19 protein-coding genes are annotated in these 19,537 nt (G+C 37.6%); 18 read left to right on the top strand and 1 reads right to left on the bottom strand.

Going from position 1 to position 19,537, the window contains the following annotated elements; all coding sequences use genetic code 11:
• Positions 1-9 precede the first annotated feature (9 nt).
• The 16 genes from IGJ93_RS12040 to IGJ93_RS11965 all read left to right on the top strand — a co-directional run bounded on the left by IGJ93_RS12040 (position 10) and on the right by IGJ93_RS11965 (position 16,179).
• Entirely contained in the window at positions 10-900 is an 891-nt protein-coding gene (locus tag IGJ93_RS12040; RefSeq protein WP_218657991.1) for a YicC/YloC family endoribonuclease, read from the top strand.
• Positions 901-932: 32 nt separating this feature from the next.
• Positions 933-1,217, top strand: a complete 285-nt coding sequence (locus IGJ93_RS12035; RefSeq protein ID WP_071869021.1) for a hypothetical protein — start codon at positions 933-935, stop codon at positions 1,215-1,217.
• A gap of 234 nt (positions 1,218-1,451) precedes the next feature.
• Positions 1,452-2,066, top strand: a complete 615-nt coding sequence (gene gmk, locus IGJ93_RS12030) for a guanylate kinase (protein WP_067484676.1) — start codon at positions 1,452-1,454, stop codon at positions 2,064-2,066.
• 4 nt (positions 2,067-2,070) lie between these two features.
• The gene (gene rpoZ, locus IGJ93_RS12025) at positions 2,071-2,376 is read left to right on the top strand and encodes a DNA-directed RNA polymerase subunit omega (RefSeq protein ID WP_067484679.1); all 306 of its coding nucleotides are present in this window, start codon (positions 2,071-2,073) and stop codon (positions 2,374-2,376) included.
• Between the two features lie 182 nt (positions 2,377-2,558).
• A complete protein-coding gene (gene priA, locus IGJ93_RS12020; protein WP_270492964.1) occupies positions 2,559-4,967 on the top strand; it encodes a primosomal protein N' in 2,409 nt (802 codons plus the stop codon).
• Positions 4,968-4,980: 13 nt separating this feature from the next.
• A complete protein-coding gene (gene def / locus IGJ93_RS12015; RefSeq protein WP_067484760.1) occupies positions 4,981-5,472 on the top strand; it encodes a peptide deformylase in 492 nt (163 codons plus the stop codon).
• Complete coding sequence (fmt, locus tag IGJ93_RS12010) at positions 5,465-6,406, top strand: methionyl-tRNA formyltransferase (protein ID WP_071869023.1); 942 nt, start codon at positions 5,465-5,467, stop codon at positions 6,404-6,406. Before def ends, fmt begins: the two co-directional genes overlap by 8 nt.
• Positions 6,406-7,764 (top strand): 16S rRNA (cytosine(967)-C(5))-methyltransferase RsmB, encoded by a 1,359-nt coding sequence (gene rsmB / locus IGJ93_RS12005; protein ID WP_067484685.1) that lies wholly within the window; start codon positions 6,406-6,408, stop codon positions 7,762-7,764. The genes fmt and rsmB overlap by 1 nt, the downstream gene beginning before the upstream one ends.
• A gap of 12 nt (positions 7,765-7,776) precedes the next feature.
• A complete protein-coding gene (locus IGJ93_RS12000) occupies positions 7,777-8,517 on the top strand; it encodes a Stp1/IreP family PP2C-type Ser/Thr phosphatase (protein WP_086270507.1) in 741 nt (246 codons plus the stop codon).
• Entirely contained in the window at positions 8,514-10,550 is a 2,037-nt protein-coding gene (gene pknB, locus IGJ93_RS11995) for a Stk1 family PASTA domain-containing Ser/Thr kinase (protein WP_071869025.1), read from the top strand. Before IGJ93_RS12000 ends, pknB begins: the two co-directional genes overlap by 4 nt.
• A gap of 169 nt (positions 10,551-10,719) precedes the next feature.
• Complete coding sequence (rsgA, locus tag IGJ93_RS11990; protein ID WP_067484694.1) at positions 10,720-11,616, top strand: ribosome small subunit-dependent GTPase A; 897 nt, start codon at positions 10,720-10,722, stop codon at positions 11,614-11,616.
• Positions 11,617-11,627: 11 nt separating this feature from the next.
• Positions 11,628-12,278 (top strand): ribulose-phosphate 3-epimerase, encoded by a 651-nt coding sequence (gene rpe, locus IGJ93_RS11985; RefSeq protein ID WP_067484696.1) that lies wholly within the window; start codon positions 11,628-11,630, stop codon positions 12,276-12,278.
• Position 12,279: 1 nt separating this feature from the next.
• A complete protein-coding gene (locus tag IGJ93_RS11980) occupies positions 12,280-12,918 on the top strand; it encodes a thiamine diphosphokinase (protein ID WP_071869026.1) in 639 nt (212 codons plus the stop codon).
• 167 nt (positions 12,919-13,085) lie between these two features.
• A complete protein-coding gene (gene mreC, locus IGJ93_RS11975) occupies positions 13,086-13,943 on the top strand; it encodes a rod shape-determining protein MreC (protein WP_067484700.1) in 858 nt (285 codons plus the stop codon).
• 3 nt (positions 13,944-13,946) lie between these two features.
• Positions 13,947-14,456, top strand: coding sequence for a rod shape-determining protein MreD (mreD, locus tag IGJ93_RS11970; RefSeq protein ID WP_067484702.1), 510 nt, complete (start codon positions 13,947-13,949; stop codon positions 14,454-14,456).
• Between the two features lie 184 nt (positions 14,457-14,640).
• Complete coding sequence (locus IGJ93_RS11965) at positions 14,641-16,179, top strand: NlpC/P60 family protein (RefSeq protein WP_086270502.1); 1,539 nt, start codon at positions 14,641-14,643, stop codon at positions 16,177-16,179.
• A gap of 124 nt (positions 16,180-16,303) precedes the next feature.
• Here the strand turns inward: IGJ93_RS11965 and IGJ93_RS11960 are convergent, their stop codons facing one another.
• Positions 16,304-18,106 (bottom strand): M3 family oligoendopeptidase, encoded by a 1,803-nt coding sequence (locus IGJ93_RS11960; protein WP_285700872.1) that lies wholly within the window; start codon positions 18,104-18,106, stop codon positions 16,304-16,306.
• 119 nt (positions 18,107-18,225) lie between these two features.
• On the opposite strand from IGJ93_RS11960, the gene IGJ93_RS11955 reads away from it, so the two are divergent.
• Positions 18,226-18,732 (top strand): VanZ family protein, encoded by a 507-nt coding sequence (locus IGJ93_RS11955; protein WP_071869029.1) that lies wholly within the window; start codon positions 18,226-18,228, stop codon positions 18,730-18,732.
• A gap of 68 nt (positions 18,733-18,800) precedes the next feature.
• Positions 18,801-19,526 (top strand): YebC/PmpR family DNA-binding transcriptional regulator, encoded by a 726-nt coding sequence (locus IGJ93_RS11950; RefSeq protein ID WP_071869030.1) that lies wholly within the window; start codon positions 18,801-18,803, stop codon positions 19,524-19,526.
• Positions 19,527-19,537 lie beyond the last annotated feature (11 nt).

Below are 19,537 nucleotides of genomic sequence, written 5' to 3'. Positions count from 1 at the left end.
CCCTGTCGAATGAAAAGTATGACCGGTTTTGGCAAAGCAATCCGTGAAACACAAGAGTATCAACTGGATATTGAAATCAAAAGTGTGAATCAACGTTTTTTGGATATTCAATTACGCAGTCCGAAGCTTTTGAATTTTCTTGAAGGTACTATGCGTCAGTTGATTAAACAACAACTCACTCGCGGACGAGTTGAAGTTTTTGTGAATGTAACGCATATCGGGGAAAATACGAAACAAGTTGAAATTGACTGGTCGCTGATTGATTCGTTAGTGACGCAACTTTCGCAAGGCGTACATGATCGCTTCGGTGGTGAAGTCCAACTTTCGGTAGCGTCATTAATTGAACGTCTAGCGTTACAGGAAAAGTTTGTTTCAGTCAGTGAACCAGAAAAAACAGATGAAGAGCAACTCAGTCTATTAGTTCAAGAAACGTTGTCTGAGGCCTTAGCAGCAATTGAACGTAGCCGTGAAGCAGAAGGTCAGGCTTTAGCTGCTGTATTGTTGCAAAACAAAGAAGAGTTTTCGCAAGTGTTAGACAACCTTGTAGCGTTTGTTGAAACATATGAACAAGAATTCCAAGTACGCTATCAAAAAAAATTGGAAGAATTTTTAGGCGACAAAGTTGATGAGCAACGATTGTTGACAGAGTTGGCCATTTTGTTAGAACGTGGAGATATTCACGAGGAACTAGATCGTTTGTTTATCCATCTCGTAAAGCTAAATGAATTAATTTTGATGTCTACACCAGTTGGTCGAGAACTTGATTTTCTAATTCAAGAAATGAATCGAGAAGTGAACACCATTGGATCCAAGTCAAGTGCAATTGAAATCAAAAACCAAGTAGTCCAATTAAAAACGATTTTGGAAAAAATTCGTGAGCAAGTTCAAAATATTGAATAATTTTATAAAATAGAAACAGGAGGAAGTTTGTAATGACCTATTATGATATTACTTTTCATGAGTTAAGTGGAAAAAGTGTGGTTAAAAGAAATGTTCCATCAGATAAAGAAGGATTTGATGCCTGGCAAGACGCATGCGTAAAAATTTCGGATCAAGAACTAAATATTTTGATCAATGATGGGACATATGTAACGCTTAATCGGAAATTTATTGTGCGTATGGATACACAAGAAGTTAGTGATCCAACAGAAAAAGTACTTAGTCGAAAAGACGAAATCATTGGTGTCGTGAATACTTTGTCTAACATGGGATTTTAATTCTTTTGGCTAAAATCAAGTATGTTGAAACATCAACGACTATCTAAAGCTGCACCAGAAATTTGGTTGCAGTTTTTTTGTTTTGTCGAGGAAATCAAGCTTTTCTTTTCTAGTTTCAAGCAAAGGTGGCTTTTTTAGGAAAATCTGTCTATAATAAAGAGAACCTTGAAAGTTGCAGAAAAAAAGTGCAAAATAAACGATAAGCAAGAAAAGACTAGTTGAAAGGACGTCGTCATGTCAGAGCGTGGATTATTAATCGTATTGTCAGGTCCATCCGGTGTAGGAAAAGGAACCGTACGTAAAGCAATTTTTGAGAGTGAGGGTAATGATTTTCAATATTCAATCTCAATGACTACTCGTAAAATGCGAGAAGGAGAAGTCGAAGGAGTCGACTATTTCTTTCGGAGCAAAGAAGAATTTGAAGCGATGATTGAAGCTGGTGAGATGCTTGAATACGCAGAGTATGTTGGAAATTATTATGGCACACCATTATCATATGTGAATCAAACCTTGGACGAAGGAAAAGATGTATTTTTAGAAATCGAAGTTCAAGGAGCACAGCAAGTAAAAGATAAAGTACCAGATGGTGTATTTATCTTTTTGACACCGCCCGATTTAGTAGAATTAAAATCAAGAATTGTTGGTCGTGGAACGGATGCAGAAGAAGTAATTGAAGAACGTATGAGAGTTGCTAAAGAAGAAATCGAAATGATGGCCCTTTATGATTATGCCGTTGTAAATGATGAAGTTCCGTTAGCTGTTAATCGAATTAAAGATATTATTGCTAGCGAACACTTTCGAGTAGATCGGGTAATCGGAAAATATATTAAAATGTTAAAGGAGATGTAGTCTTATGATGTTGAAACCTTCAATTGACTCATTGTTAGACCGAGTAAATTCAAAATACTCATTAGTAATTTTATCAAGTAAACGCGCCCACGAATTAGATGCGGGAGCACAACCAACGTTGGATTCATTTGAGTCTGTAAAAAGTGTTGGTCAAGCACTTGAAGAAATTGATGCGGGAAATGTGATCAATGATCCACATCCTGAATTGAAACGTGAACGTCTACGTATGGAAAATGAAGAACGCCAAGCACAAAAAGAACGTGAACAACAAGAATTAGAATCACGCATTCGCGAAGAACAAAAACTATAATTTCAGGGGCTGTGACCAGGGTCACGGCTCTCTTTTTAATTATTCAAATAAAAGAAGACGTGAGTTAGCTAGTTTATTTTTTTGTTACGAAATGGCAGAAATCAGGACAAGCTAAGGGTTTTCTAGTAAAATAAGCACGGATCTTTTTCACCAAAAAATGGTTATCAAAGGAGGGGAAAGTTGTGGAAGTAATTGCAGAAGTAATTGTAGACGTGCCGACGATGCAAACAGATCAACCTTTCACTTATCTTGTTCCCTTCACATTAGAAGCGGAGTTGCAAGTGGGCATGCGTGTGGAAGTTCCCTTTGGAAAAGGCGATCGACATGTTCAGGGATTTGTTGTTGGATTGAACGACGAAGCTGTTCAGACTGAAGTTCAACTTAAATCAATTATTCGTGTGCTTGACTTAGCACCAGTTGTTAATCAAGAGCTTTTAGCGTTGGCTGATTATATGAAGACAATTACCTACGCATTTAAAATCACTTGTCTTCAAACGATGTTGCCAAGTGTCATGAAAGCGGAGTATGACAAAATCATTTATCCGTTGAAACCTGCAGTTGAAACACAAGCATTTTTTCAAGAACGAGAAATGATTTCTTGGAAAGAGGCAGAGTCTTTAGGCATGGTTTCTCAGTTGATGCGTTGGCGAAAAAAGAAATTAGTTGATATTCGTTATGAAGTTCATACTAAAAACAAAGTGAAGACAATTCGAATGGTTCACTCACTTTTGAAAGAAGAACAGATCGAGGAAGAGTGGGGAAAGCTACGTCAAAATGCTAAAAAACAAAAAGAATTGTTGCTTTGCTTATCTGAAGTAGTTAAAGATGAGCCACTTGCGTACTTTAAAGATAAAGGAATCAGTAGCACTGTGTTGAATCAAGGAAAAGAAAAGGGCTGGCTTCGTTTTGAAGAAGTCGAACGTTATCGTGATCCATATCAACACCGTTCATTTGAACAAACCAGTGCGTTAGATTTGAACCAAGAACAACAATTTGCAGTCGATCAAATTACCACAGCATGTCAAACACAACAAGAACCGATTTTCTTATTAGAAGGCATTACCGGAAGTGGAAAAACAGAAGTCTACCTGCAAAGTATTGCCGAAGTTTTAGCTGCGAAAAAGACAGCAATCATGTTAGTCCCAGAAATTGCATTGACACCACAAATGGTTGAGCGATTCAAAGGACGTTTTGGTGAAGCCGTTGCGGTATTACATAGTGGATTATCGCAGGGAGAAAAATATGACGAGTGGCGTAAAATCGAACGAAACGAGGCACAAGTAGTTGTTGGTGCTCGCTCGGCGATTTTTGCACCGTTAGAAAATATTGGCTTGATTATTATTGATGAGGAACATGAATCAAGTTATAAACAAGATGAAACACCACGCTATCATGCGAGAGATTTAGCTATTTGGCGTGGGAAGTACCATCATTGTCCAGTCGTATTAGGAAGTGCGACACCTTCTCTTGAATCACGTGCGAGAGCACAAAAGGGAGTGTATCAACTTTTGACCTTGAACAAACGAGCAAAAAGTAGTGCACAGCTACCTGTGATTGACATTGTGGACATGCGAGAAGAGTTTCAAAAACATCAGGCATCTACTTTCTCTAGCCAATTACAAGAAAAAATTCAAGATCGTTTAGAAAAGAAGGAACAGACGGTTCTGTTATTAAATCGTCGTGGCTATTCTTCGTTTGTTATGTGTCGTGACTGTGGGTTTGTTTTACCTTGTCCAAACTGTGACATTTCCTTGACGTTACACATGGATAGTAAGTCAATGCGTTGCCATTACTGTGGACATGAAGAGCCAATCCCTCATCGTTGCCCAAATTGTGGTGGGAATAAAATTCGGTATTATGGTACAGGTACGCAAAAAGTGGAAGAAGAATTGCAAACTTTGTATCCGGAAGCGCGTATTTTACGAATGGATGTCGATACTACCCGAAAAAAAGGAGCACATGAACGTATCTTGCAAAAATTTGGTGCGAAGGAAGCAGATATTCTTTTAGGTACGCAGATGATTGCTAAAGGACTAGATTTTCCAGATGTAACGTTAGTAGGTGTTTTAAATGCAGACACGTCACTCAACTTACCAGATTTCCGATCAAGTGAGCATACTTTCCAACTGTTAACGCAAGTTTCAGGTCGAGCTGGCCGAGCTGAAAAAGCTGGAGAGGTAGTCATTCAAACATTTAACCCAGAACATTACGCAATTGAGTTAGTAAAAGAACAAAATTATGAACGCTTTTATCAAAAAGAAATGCAAGTTCGTCATCGCGGAGGCTACCCACCGTATTATTTTACGGTGAAAATTACCACGAGCCACCCAGAAGAACAAGTAGCTGCAAAAAAAATCTTCCAAATTGGGCAATTGCTCAAACAGACGTTAAGTGACCAAAGTTTGATTTTAGGTCCAACACCAAGTATGATTTTGCGTGTGAAGAATCGTTATTACTATCAGCTGATTATTAAATACAAGCACGAACCGCAACTAGCCAATGTGTTGGATGACATTTTAGATAAAAGCCAAAAAGAACAACGCCATGGACTATTCGTGGCAATTGATAATGAACCATTACATTTTATTTGAGAAAGGATACTATATGCGCTACCCAATCTTGATTCACCCAAATGATAAATTAAAACGAACAGCTCAACCTATCGATGTCATCACAGATGAAACAGTTGCCCTACTAGATGACCTGTATGAAACAATGGTTGCGATGGACGGTATTGGTATTGCAGCACCGCAAGTAGGAAAAAATCTTCGTTTAGCAATCGTTGAAGTTGATGAAGGGGACAAATTTGAATTGATCAATCCTGAAATTATTGAGGCAAAAGGAGAAAGCTTAGATGTGGAAGGTTGTTTGAGTATCCCGCATGTTTATGGGACTGTGAAACGTGCAGACGAGGTGACTGTTCGCTATTTTGATCGTGAAGGTCAAGAAATGGAAGTAACGGCATTCGACTATTTAGCACGAGCCTTTCAACATGAAATCGATCATTTAAACGGTGTTTTGTTTGTTGAAAAAATGATTGAACAAATTCCTGAAGAAGAACTTGAAAAATATATGGAGGAGCACATGAATGACTAATATTGTATTTATGGGAACACCAGCTTTTTCCGTCCCAATACTAGAGGGGTTATTGGAAGCTGGCTATACAGTTCAAGCTGTAGTGACACAGCCTGATCGACCAGTTGGTAGAAAAAAAGTGATTACACCAACGCCAGTCAAAGAAGCAGCATTGAAGCACGATTTGCTAGTACTACAACCAGAAAAGATTTCTGGCTCAGAAGAAATGGAAAAAATCGTTGAATTACAACCAGATATTTTGATTACGGCTGCCTTCGGTCAATTTTTACCAGAAAAATTACTTCAAGTTCCTAAACATGGAGCAATCAATGTCCATGCTTCTTTATTACCTAAATATCGTGGAGGAGCACCTGTACATTATTCGATTATCAATGGTGAAAAAGAAACAGGTGTCACCATTATGGAAATGATTAAAAAAATGGATGCTGGTGGCATTTTTGCGCAAGAAAGCTTGCCCATTACCAAACAAGATGATGTTGGAACAATGTTTGATAAATTGAGTTTATTAGGAAAAGAACTCTTATTAAAAACATTACCAAGTATTTTAGATGGTAGCTTAACACCAACTCCTCAAGATGAAGAAAAAGTGACCTTTTCTCCTAACATTACAAGAGAACAAGAAGCAATCGATTGGAATAAAAAGGCTGAAGAAGTTGATAATCAAGTACGCGGGATGCGTCCTTGGCCAATCGCATTTACAACGTATGAAGATGCTCGTTGGAAATTACTAGCTGTGGAGCCACTTGCAGAGGAAACAACCGAAGCTCCCGGTACAATCATTCGCAAAGATAAAAAGAACCTTTGGATTGCGTGTGGCAATCAAACGGTATTAGCAATCAAAGAATTACAACCTGCAGGTAAAGGGAAGCAAACCATTCAAGCATTTCTAAATGGTAGCGGCCAGCATGTAATGGTTGGACAGCAGGTGAAATAATGACAAAAATCCCAAACAGTATGAAAAAATCTGTACGCTACATGGCTTTAATGACCTTAGAACGAGTTTCTAAAGGTGGTGCGTACTCCAATCTTTTATTAAACGAAATGATTAACAAAGGAAAGCTTAATCCAAAAGATATCGGACTATTTACAGAACTTGTTTATGGAACGATTAGTCATCAATTATTACTTGAATTTTATATTACTCCTTTTATTGCTAAAGCAAAAAAAGTAGATGAATGGGTCAAAACATTGCTGTTGTTGTCTGTTTATCAGCTGGAATTTTTAGACAAGGTTCCAGACCATGCGATTTTGAACGAAGCTGTGGAAATTGCGAAAATAAAAGGAAACCCCGGAACAGGAAAATTCGTGAATGGCGTATTGAGAAGTTATCAACGCCAAGGAAAACCTGACGTAGAAACAATCAAAGATCCCGTAGAGCGATTGGCAGTGAAAATCAGTCTACCTGTTTGGCTGACTCAACGTTTTATTGATCAAATTGGGTTTGAAGAAACAGAAAAACTAGGTTATTCACTCTATGAATCAAGCCATGCAAGTGGACGAGTGGATGTTCGTCGCTTGTCACGTGAACAAGCAATCACTGTTTTGAATGAAGAAGATATCTCTGTGAAAGAAAGCCAAGTTAGCCCTTATGGTGTTGTTGCTGAAAAAGGTCATTTAGCTTCGAGTTCACTATTTCATGATGGGTTGCTAACTGTCCAAGATGAAAGCTCCATGCTAGTTGCACCAGCCATGCAAATTGAGCCAGAGCATCATGTGCTGGATGCATGTGCTGCGCCAGGCGGTAAAACAACGCATATTGCAACATTTTTAGATTCAACATGTGGTGGCGAAGTGATTGCTCTTGATGTTCATGATCATAAAGTAAAGCTAATTGACGAAAATGCTGCTCGCTTAAATGTGTCGTCAGCAGTTTTTGCACAAAAAATGGATGCACGAGAAGTACAACAAACTTTTGAATCAGAACAATTTGATCGTATTTTGGTTGATGCACCATGTTCTGGTTTAGGCTTATTGCGTCGGAAACCAGACATTCGCTACAAAAAAAATCCACAAGATTTAGAAAATTTACCTAAAATTCAATTAGCAATTTTGGAAAGCTGTGCTCCTACGTTAAAATCGTCAGGAATCTTGACTTATAGCACTTGCACCATTCTAGCTGATGAAAATCAAGGGGTCATTTCGACCTTTTTAAAACGACATCCTGAATTTGAAAGGATTGATGTTTTAGTGAGTCCTGTGCTAAAATCATCAATCGAAGATAAAATGTTAACTTTGTATCCACATCAATTTAATACAGATGGCTTTTTTATCTGTTGTTTGCGTAAAAAGTAATGAGGTGAAGAAATGCAAATTGAATTTCAATCAGATGTAGGAAGACGCCGTAATACCAACCAAGACTATGCGAGTGTATTTACTAATCAAGAAGGAATCAAACTGGCAGTTTTAGCTGATGGAATGGGTGGGCACCGAGCTGGTGATATTGCCAGTCAAATGGCTGTGACCAATTTGGGTGCTGACTGGGAAGGACAAGCACTAAAAGATAGTGAAAAAATTGCCCAGTGGTTTATTCAAACAATCCAAAATGAAAATGGTAAAATTTATCAGCGAGGGCAAGAAAAGCCAGAATATAATGGTATGGGGACAACCATTGTTGCTGCAGCTCTGTCAGAAACAAGATTTACGATTGCAAATGTTGGGGATAGTCGTGCTTATCTAGTACGTGAAGACCAATTAAAGCAGTTAACAGAAGACCATTCATTAGTGAATGAACTGGTCAAATCTGGTGAAATCAGTCAAGAAATGGCAGTGAACCATCCAAGAAAAAATATTTTGACACGATCGGTAGGAATGCCGGGGACAGTTGAAGTAGATGTAGCAACTTATTCTTGGCAATTGGGTGATCGATTATTACTTTGCTCAGATGGACTTACTAATATGTTGTCAGAAGAAATGATTGGGTCAATTATCGATGGTGCCGGTTCGCTTACGGATAAAGTAAAAGAATTGATCGATCGTGCAAACGAGGCAGGTGGCGCTGATAACATTACTGCACTCCTTATTGAGTACAAGGAGGACTGTGCATGATCGAGTTAGGTAAGAAATTAAATGGACGTTACCAAATCACTGGCAATATTGGCAGTGGCGGAATGGCAAATGTTTTCTTGGCCCATGACCTAATCTTAGACCGTGATGTAGCTGTCAAGGTTTTACGGTTTGACTTTCAAAACGACAAAACTGCTATCCGCAGATTTCAAAGAGAAGCGTTAGCAGCAACTGAATTGGTTCATCCAAACATCGTGAGTGTGTATGATGTTGGTGAAGAAGCTGGTATGCAATATTTAGTAATGGAATATGTGAAGGGAATGGATCTCAAGCGATACATCCAAACCCATTATCCAATTCCATATCAGACAGCTGTTGATATTATGCAACAAATTTTATCAGCGATTTCTTTGGCTCATAATCATCAAATCATCCATCGCGATTTAAAACCTCAAAATATTTTGATTGACCATGAAGGTGTCGTGAAGATTACTGATTTTGGAATTGCGATTGCATTATCTGAAACATCAATTACTCAAACGAATACAATGTTAGGCTCCGTGCATTACTTGTCACCTGAACAAGCAAGAGGAAGTATGGCTACGAAACAGTCCGATATTTATGCGCTTGGAATCATTCTTTATGAGATGTTGACAGGTAGTGTGCCATTTGACGGTGAGTCAGCAGTAACGATCGCTTTGAAACATTTTCAAGATGAGCTACCTTCGATTAAAGCGATTGATCCGGGAGCGCCACAGGCATTGGAAAATGTTGTATTGAAAGCAACTGCAAAAGAACCAACGGATCGGTATTTGACTGCGGATGAAATGAATGAAGACTTAGCAACGGTTCTTTCACCTGCGCGTGCGAATGAACCAAAGTGGGAACCGCAAGCTATGCTGAATGAAACCAAAGTGCTGACACCGATTGATGCAGACTCACCAATGCCAGATTCGTTCAAGTCGATGCGTTTACCAGATGAGCATGACGTGTGGGAACAACCAAATCATCAACCAGAAGAAGAGGAAGAAAAACCAAAGAAAAAACGAAAAAAATGGTGGATTTTACTCATTCTGGTCTTACTGGGCTTAGGCATCGGCGCAGGCGTATTTTTTGCTTCTGGTGGTCGAGGCGAAGTGGAAGTACCAGATGTATCAGATTTAACGGAAGCAGCGGCTCGAACGGTGTTGGAAAACGCGAATCTAAAAGTAGCGAGCGAGACAGAAGAAATTGCTGATGACAAAATTGAAGAAGGAAATGTGGTTAAAACAGATCCTGCAGCAAAGACAACTGTGAAAAGGAATCGCGAAGTAAAATTATATTTAAGCAGTGGCTCGAAAAAAATCAAATTAAAAGATTATGCTGGCGTAAACTACGATGAAGCAAAAGCAAATTTAATTGAATTAGGTTTTTCAGAAAACCAAATTAAGTCGGAAGAAGAATATAGTTCTGAAGTTGAGAAGGGTGCAATTATTTCTCAAACACCTGCGGACGGAGAAGTTGATCCGGATTCTGATACAATTACTTTCAAAGTGAGCAAAGGAGCGGAACCAGTTTATTTGTATAATCATACAGGCGAAAACTATGATGAAGTTTATAGTACGTTGATATCTGCAGGCTTTTTAGCATCGAATATTAGCGTGAGCTATGATTATAGCGATACGATAGCTGCGGGAAATATTATTAGTCAAAATCCCGGGTCAGGCGAATTCACGGCAGCAGAAACAGCTGTTAGTTTTGTAGTCAGCCAAGGAGCTGAGGAAAAACCAAGTCGTCTAAATGATATTTCAGGCTATTCAAAGAGTGAAGCACAAAATTATTTATCTGGGATTGGCGCTGAATACATTGGACATGAAACATCTGAATACTCAGATACTGTCGACAAGGATAAAGTTATTCGTACTAATCCAGGTGTCGGAGCAAGCATTGCTAAAGGTGATATCGTGAGTGTTGTTTACTCCAAGGGACCAGATCCAGCAAAAGCTTCTTCAGAAAAAGATTCATCAAGTAGTTCAACAAAAGAAACGACAGAGACAACAGGAGAATCAAAGGAAGAAAATAAATCACAAGAGTAACCACATGTGACTCAACTAAGCACAAAAGAATTATGTTGTTAGTGAAAAACTAATGACATAATTCTTTTTTTATAGAAAAATGTAAAAATAAATTTTCTAGAGTTTAATAAGTTTACTTGTAAAGGCATAAGAATTCTTTTTCCTGTGTTAAAATAAATAAAAAACGGAGGTGGCACAAATCAGAGGACAAATTAGAAAAGCAATCAGTGGTTTTTATTATGTTTATGCCGATGGGGAAACCTACCAAACACGAGGAAGAGGAAATTTTCGTAATCGAAAAATTAGTCCATTAGTTGGTGACCAAGTCATTTTTGAAAGTGAAAATAAAACAGATGGTTATTTGCTGGAAATTTTGCCACGAAAAAATCAATTAGTAAGACCGCCGGTGACGAATGTTGATTTAGGTGTAATCGTAACCAGTTTAGTTGAACCAAATTTCTCAGCGAATTTACTTGATCGCTTTTTAGTGATGCTTGAGTATGAAATGATTCGACCAATTATTTTTCTAACAAAGACAGATTTAGCACCGAATGATCCCAAAATTAAAGAGATTAAAGAAACCTACGAAAAAATTGGTTATCCAGTTATAGTACCGAAGCAATCAGGAGATACAGATGAATTAATTCGTTACTTTCCAGAGCAGCTAACTGTTTTTATGGGGCAATCGGGGGCAGGCAAGTCGACTTTACTTAATCAAATCTCGCCAGAATTACAGTTAGCAACAGCAGAAATTTCAGATTCTCTTGGTCGAGGGAAGCATACTACGCGTCATGTTGAATTGATTCCGTTGTATGATGGATTGGTTGCTGATACACCAGGCTTTAGCTCGATTGACTTTCTGACGATTGAAGCAACGGAGCTACCAAAACAATTTCCGGAATTTGTTGAGGCGTCTGCACATTGTCGTTTCCGTGAATGTATGCATGCGAAAGAACCAGGGTGTGAGGTCAAACGCCGAGTAGAAAATGGCGAAATTGCACAAACGCGTTATGATAACTATTTGCAATTTCTACAAGAAGTTGAAAAGCGCAGACCTGTTTATAAAAAAGAGAGCAAAAGAAAATAGGGGGAAATGAAATGAAATTAGCACCATCAATCTTAAGTGCAGACTTTGCCAACTTACAACGTGATATTGAGTTAGTAGAAAAAGGTGGAGCAGATTACATCCACGTCGATGTTATGGATGGTCAATTTGTACCAAACATTACATTAGGACCAAATGTTGTCCAAGCAATCCGTCCAGTGACTAAATTGCCTTTAGATGTTCATTTGATGATCGTAAATCCAGAAAATTATATTACAGATTTCGCAAAAGCTGGTTCCGACATCATTACTGTTCACGCTGAATCAACACCACATATTCATCGTGCTGTTCAAATGATTAATGATCTAGGAGTGAAATCTGGTGTGGTAATCAATCCTGGTACACCAGTTTCAGCAATTCAGCATGTGTTATCTATAGTTGATCAGGTCTTGGTCATGACGGTAAATCCTGGTTTTGGCGGTCAAAGCTTTATTGAAGAAACTGTTGTTAAAATTGCTGAATTAGACTTGCTTCGCCAAGAAAATGGCTATCATTACGCAATCGAAGTTGATGGTGGAATCGTTCCGGAAACAGCGAAAATTTGTAAAGAGGCAGGAGCAGATGTTTTTGTAGCAGGATCTTACATCTATGCCTCTGAAAATCCAATCCATCAAATTAATCAACTCAAAGAGGCTTTGAGCTAAAATGAAAATTTTATTAGCAGCAGGCGGATCACCACAAGAATGGCCAGAGATAACAGGCTCTGAGTATGACTATCATGTTGGTATTGACCGTGGAGCGTTATATTTATTGCAACAAGGATTTTCTTTGGAACTAGCTGTGGGTGATTTTGATTCGTTAAATGAGGAAGAACGTACTTATGTTTTCTCACAAGCAGAGCTGGTTATTCAATCGTCAGCAGAAAAAGACGATACTGACACGCAATTAGCATTAGTGTCTACATTCGAGCGCTATCCCGATGCAGATTATAGCTTAGTAGGTGCGACTGGTGGACGTTTGGATCATTTATTATCTAATTTGTGGTTAGGACTGGAGCCAAGGTTTCAGCCATATATTCAGCATTTGACTTTGGCAGATCGTCAAAATAATTTGAGTTATTACTTGCCAGGCAGCTACTCAATCAAAAAGATACCAGAAATGAAATACTTGGCTTATTGCTGTTTGACGCCCGTCAGCCATCTGGATATCAAAGAAAGCAAATATGAGTTAGAAAATGCAACTGTTACTCAACCAACTTCGTATGCAAGTAATGAATTTGTTTCTGATACAGCTAAATTTTCATTTGAAACGGGTGTAATAGCTGTAATTCAAAGCAAAGATTAAGGAACTTCTTTGGCTAGAATTTCACAAACGTGGACACTTGAATAACTAAAGCAAGCATAGTGAAAAAGATTTGCTAAAAAAAGATTAAGAGAAGTAACTTGCCTTTTGTTTCAAGGTGTTTAGTGCTAAAATTAAAAACAAGAGTCTAATTAATTCGAGGTGTCTTTGTGAAGAAGTTCAATCCCAATAAAAATATTATTATTACGTTGATTATTGTCATTATTGTGGTGACGATTTTAAGTGTAACGGCTGCTCAACGAGCAAATGAAGGAAAAACTAATATATTTCAATCTGTTGTCAATGACAGTGTTGCTATTATTGACAAAGCTGTTTTCGCACCAGCAAGATGGGTCGGAAATGGTGTGAATTCTGTGCATAATTTATTTTCTACTTATTCTGAGAATGAGCGACTAAAAGAGCGTTTAGATAGTTATGATGAAGTAGCACAGCAAAATAAAAATTATCAAAAAGAAATTGAGTCATTGAAGAAAGAACTTGATTTGAATCAAACATTAACCAGTTATGAGAAAGTCACTGCCAACGTTATTACTCGCTCACCTGATAGTTGGCAAGACATGTTGACTGTTGATAAAGGTTCAAGAGATGGTATCGAACCAAACATGGCTGTTATGTCACAAAAAGGTTTAGTTGGACGTATAGTTGAGGTAAATGCAGCTTCTTCCAAAGTTGAGTTATTAACTTCAGCTAATGAAAGTTCAGATCATTTTCCGGTAAAAATTAATTCTGCCAACGGGAATGCTTTTGGGTTGCTCAAAGGATATGATGAAGCAAACCAAGCGTTGGTTGCAACACAATTGACTGGTGATACAGACATCAAGGAAGGCGATGTTGTACAGACATCTGGTTTAGGAGGTAATTCACCTGCTAACTTGTCAATCGGGACAGTTACAAAAGTTAAACCTGACAGTAATGGTTTAGATCGAGAAGTTTATATCAAACCTTATGCACAGATGTATGACTTATCAGTTGTCACAATCATCCAACGCTTAGTGGAGGATGAGTAGCTTATGCTGAAAAAAGAAACGATGAAGTATTACCTACCTGTTATCCTGTTCTTTCTTATGCTTTTGGATGGGCAGGTAACTAGAGTTTTAGGTGAGTGGACAAAAGGTGTCTACATGGCAAATGCGCATTTTTTGATTCTGGCATTACTATTTTGTAGCCTAAGCTTCTCAAAAAGATATCTGTTAATTACGACAATCGTCTTAGGTGCCATTTTTGATATGTATTATATTGGTGTAATTGGTATTTATGCGGTAGCACTTCCCTTAATTGTTTTTATCATGTACTCAATGAGTCAAATTATTCATACAAATATATTTACCGAATTTTTTAGTATGATTATTTTTGTGACTGGATATGAACTATTTACGTTAATTATTCAGCTGATTTTTAAACTTGCGATAGTGAATAAGAATTATTTTATTACCCAGTTTTTAGGCCCAACATTGCTGTTGAACATGATTATTTTTGCTATTTTTGTATTTCCATTTAAGAAATTATTCAGTGATGAATAATTTCTTTTTTTGTTTCTATTTCCTTTTCTAACAATTTTGTCATTTTATAAATGTATTTTGAAATATTTTTGTAACATAACTATTATATCGCTGACATACAGCTATGGTACAATTTTCTTATCGTTAAGAAAGACTTAAATATTTTTAGATATTTATTAAATTAAGCCAGTCGGAGGAATGAAGAGTGAAAAAGAGTTTATTATCAGCAGTAATGGTTTGTTCAATGACTTTAACTGCCGTAGCATCACCGATCGCTGCCGCGGCAGATGATTTCGATTCACAGATCCAACAACAAGATAAGAAAATTGCAGACCTACAAAACCAACAATTAGATGCACAATCACAAATTGATGCTTTGGAAAGTCAAGTTACTGATATTAACACACAAGCTCAAGATTTATTATCAAAACAAGAAACTTTACGTAATGAATCTGCACAATTAGAAAAAGAAATTGCAGATTTACAAGAACGTATTGAAAAACGCCAAGATACAATTCAAAATCAAGCGCGTGAAGCACAAGTGAAAAATACAAGTTCAAATTACATTGATGCTGTAATGGATGCAGACTCATTTGCAGATGCTGTTGGTCGTATTCATGCGATGACAACAATCGTTAAAGCAAACAATGAATTAATTGAACAACAAAAAGAAGATAAAAAAGCTGTTGAAGACAAACAAGCTGAAAACAAACAAAAACAACAAGAACTTGCTGAAAACCAAGCAGCTTTAGAAGCTCAAAAAGGTGATCTTTTATCTGCACAAGCTGACTTAAACGTAATGAAAACTTCATTAGCTGCTGAACAAGCAACTGCTGAAGATAAGAAAGCAGATTTAAATCGCCAAAAAGCAGAAGCAGAAGCTGAACAAGCTCGTATTCGCGAACAAGAACGTTTAGCAGAACAAGCACGTCAACAAGCTGCTCAAGAAAAAGCTGAAAAAGAAGCACGTGAACAAGCAGAAGCTCAAGCTGCTGCACAAACAGCAGTTTCTGAATCTACAGCTACTGAATCAACTGTAGTATCTGAATCTTCAGCAACAGCAACATCTGATTCTTCAGTAGTAGAAGAATCAACAACGCCTGAATCTTCAGCAACAGAAGAGTCAACAACACCTGAAACTTCAACACCTGAAGAATCAACTGTACCTGAAACTTCAACACCTGAAGAGTCTACAGTACCTGAAACTTCAGCACCTGAAGAATCAACAACACCGGAAGCTCCTGTAACAGAAGATTCTTCTTCAGAAGCTCCTGTAGTTCAAGAACCAACAACACCAAGTACTGGTAATGGAAACTCAAATACTGGTAACGATGATTCAACTACACCATCTAAACCTGTTACACCTCCATCAACTGGTGGTTCATCATCTGTTAATGGTTCAGCTATCGTAGCAGAAGCTTACAAATATATTGGTACACCATATGTTTGGGGTGGAAAAACTCCATCAGGATTTGACTGCTCAGGTTTCACACGCTATGTATACTTACAAGTAACTGGTCGTGACATCGGTGGCTATACTGTTCCTCAAGAACAAGCTGGAACAAAAATTTCAGTTTCTCAAGCTAAAGCAGGAGACCTATTATTCTGGGGTTCAGCTGGTGGAACTTACCACGTAGCAATTGCTTTAGGTGGCGGACAATACATCCATGCACCTCAACCAGGTGAAAGTGTAAAAGTTGGCTCAGTTCAATGGTTTGCACCTGACTTTGCAGTTAGCATGTAATTTTAATTGAAAAAATAAAAGAGTTGGGCTGATGCCTAACTCTTTTTTGTTTTTTTTACTTAAATAAAAAGCCTGAACAACTTTTTGGATTGAAAAGTCGTTCAGGTTTTTTGTGTTAAAAGAATTATTGAACAAATTCTTCCGTTAATTCCATGAATTGTTGAATATCATCTAAAACCATGTCAATTCCGGCTTGCCAGAAATCTGGTTTTGTTAGATCAACACCAAGATGTTTTTCAGCTAGCTCTTCTGTAGTCATTGAAGCTGTATCTCTTAGTAAATCAATGTATTCTTGTTCAAAATTTGTGCCTTTTTGATTAGCATAAGCATAAATTCCCATACTGAATAGATAGCCAAATGTATACGGAAAATTATAAAATGGTACATCATCAATAAAGAAATGTAATTTTGCTGACCAGAAATATGGATGGTAACTAGCCAAGGCATCTTGATAACCTTCTTTTTGCGCGTCAATCATCATCGAAGTTATTTCTTCTTCAGAAACTAATCCTTTTTGACGAGCAGTATAAAAACTGTTTTCAAAAATAAAACGTGAATGAATGTTCATGAACATGGCGAGCGCATTTTGTAATTTAGTATCTAGTAAATTGATTTGCTCTTCTTTGGATTTTGCAGCTTTTAAGGTGGCATCCGCTACAATCAGTTCTGCAAAAGTACTAGCAGTTTCTGCTACATTCATAGCATATTCACGATTTAATGAAGGAAGATCCCACATTGTACTACTGTGAAAGGCATGACCAAGTTCATGTGCTAAGGTAGCAACCTCATTTACAGAATTGCTATAAGTCATGAAAATTCTTGATTCTTTTGTTTCAGGTAATTCAGTACAGTAACCACCTGGGCGTTTTCCTGGACGATCTTCCGCTTCAATCCAACTTTTTTCAAATGCTGATCGAGCAAAGTCAGCCATTTTAGGACTGAATTTTTTAAAGTTTTCGACGATAAACGCCGCAGCTTCATCAAAGGTAAATGTTTTTTCTTCTAGGTCGCCTAAAATGATTGGTGCATCTTGATCTTGCCATTCCATTTTTTCTTTGCCAAAAAGATTTGCTTTTCGGGTCAAATAGTCTGCTAAAGGTTGTTTGTTTTTCTCAATCGTTGACCACATAACATCAAGAGTTTCTTTTTTCAAGCGATTGTATTCTAACGGTTTTTGCAGATAATCAGTAATGCCGTGAAGCTTATAAGTAGAGAGACGGAAACCATCTAAATGATTTAGTGTATCGCCAAATAGGGGTGCTTTTTCTTTCCATGCTGTTTCCCAAGCAACAAATAATGTTTTACGAATTTCTTGATCAGGATCACTCATCATTTTATTGAATGCTTGTCCAGCGGAAAGTTCAACTGTTTCACCGTTTTGAGTAAAAGGAATCTTAATGCTGGCAACGATGGTATCGTAGTGACTACTCCAAGCGTTTAACCCATCAAGTGATAATGTATTGATAATATTTTCTTCAGATTCTGATAATAATTGCGCACCATCACGACGAAGTTCATTTAAACGAAACGCAAGTAGTTGAAAATTAGAATTTGTGATTAGTGTTTGCCAGTGTTTTTCATTTATTTTTGCAAATTTTGTCGAAAGGACAGTTTCTGCTGACTGTAGTCGAGGAAGAAGTGCATAAAGTTTTCCAGATAAAATTTTCGCTTGTGAATCGTTTACATTTGCAGATAATAATGCAGTGATGTAGCTGTCACATTGAGTGAATCCATCAGAAATTTTTGCTTGTAATTGTAAAATGGTTTGTAGTTGTTCAAAGTCTTCTGGTGTGAATTCCCAATTCCCAACTAATTGATAATAGTTTTCCATCTGTGATTCAAGCTCAGTCATACGCTCATTTAAGGCTAAAGAATTGCTTCCCCCAGAAAAAATGGAGTCAAGATCCCAGTTTAATGAATAGTTCATAAAAAATCTCCCTTCAATTTTTTGTTCAACATTTAGTATAGCATTATCTAGTAGAAGAAGTCTTTTTTTAGATTGTCGTTTCCGAAAAAAAAAGCTAAGATAAGTAGGAGAGGTGACTTATGAATTCAATCCAAAAACAAATGAAAAATGGAAACTTTTATTTGGTCATTGCTTTGCTGATTGTAGCTGTATTATTTTATAGTTCATCGCAAACGTATGTAGAGCAGTCACAAGTTTCCAGATTAGAAGGCTGGCTTTCTTCACAGCCATTTAAAGAAACATTCGCAACGATTCGCTTTGATTATGGCGGAAGCGAAGTGAGTATTGAGCATTTAGGCTATTTCAAATTTGTAGAGTTTTTTATCCGAAAAGCAGCTCATTTTGGAACATATTTTATTCTAGGGGGGAGTTTGTTCTTAGGTGTGTTTCCTAAGCTAAAAATTTGGTGGTTAACAGGAATTTTAGCATGGTTATCGGCGACAGGATATGCTGGTCTAGATGAGTTTCATCAAATGATGACCGGTGGTAGATCGCCAATGTTTCAAGATGTGATGCTTGACTCAATGGGTGCATTGACGGCTGTTTTATTGTGTATTTTGGTGAAAGGCTGGAAAAAGAAATTATAAATTTGGAAGATTGCTTTTTTTGTCAGAGGGTCTAAAATGATTAGTGTGAACATAAAGGAGGAGTAGAAATGTCAGGACACAGTAAATGGCACAATATTCAAGGAAGAAAAAATGCCCAAGATGCAAAACGTGGTAAAATTTTTCAAAAACTTTCACGAGAAATCTATATGGCAGCAAAATCAGGTGGGCCTGATCCTACAATGAATCCTGCACTACGTTTAGTGGTAGACAAAGCAAAAGCGGCTAATATGCCAAATGATAATGTAGAACGTGCCATCAAAAAAGCGACAACTGCGGCAGATGAAGCAAATTATGATGAAATTACGTACGAAGGGTACGGTCCAGGTGGCGTAGCGATCTTGGTACATGCGTTGACGGATAATCGAAATCGAACAGCAACCAATGTTCGCGTAGCTTTTACACGTAATGGAGGATCTTTGGGAGAAACGGGGTCCGTTAATTATTTGTTTGATCGTAAGGGCTATTTGGTCATTCAACGTGAAGGATTAGCAGTAGATGAGGAGACAATGTTTGAAGATGTGCTGGAAGCTGGAGCAGAAGATCTGCAAACTTCAGCTGAAGTATTTGAAATCTACACAGCACCTGAAGATTTTGTAGCTGTTCGTGATCAATTAGAAAAAGATGGATTTACTTTTGTCCAGGCTGAATTGACAATGTTTCCCCAAATGATGATTTCATTAACAGATGAGCAACGCGAACAATTAGATAAACTAGTCGATAAATTGGAAGACGACGATGATGTCTCAGAGGTCTTTACTTCTGCTGAAATGTAAAAATAAAAAGG

This window comes from Enterococcus sp. DIV0174 (assembly GCF_050529065.1).
In the GTDB taxonomy this organism is placed as follows: Bacteria; Bacillota; Bacilli; order Lactobacillales; family Enterococcaceae; genus Enterococcus_B; species Enterococcus_B thailandicus.
This window is presented reverse-complemented; position numbering and strand designations above follow the sequence as displayed.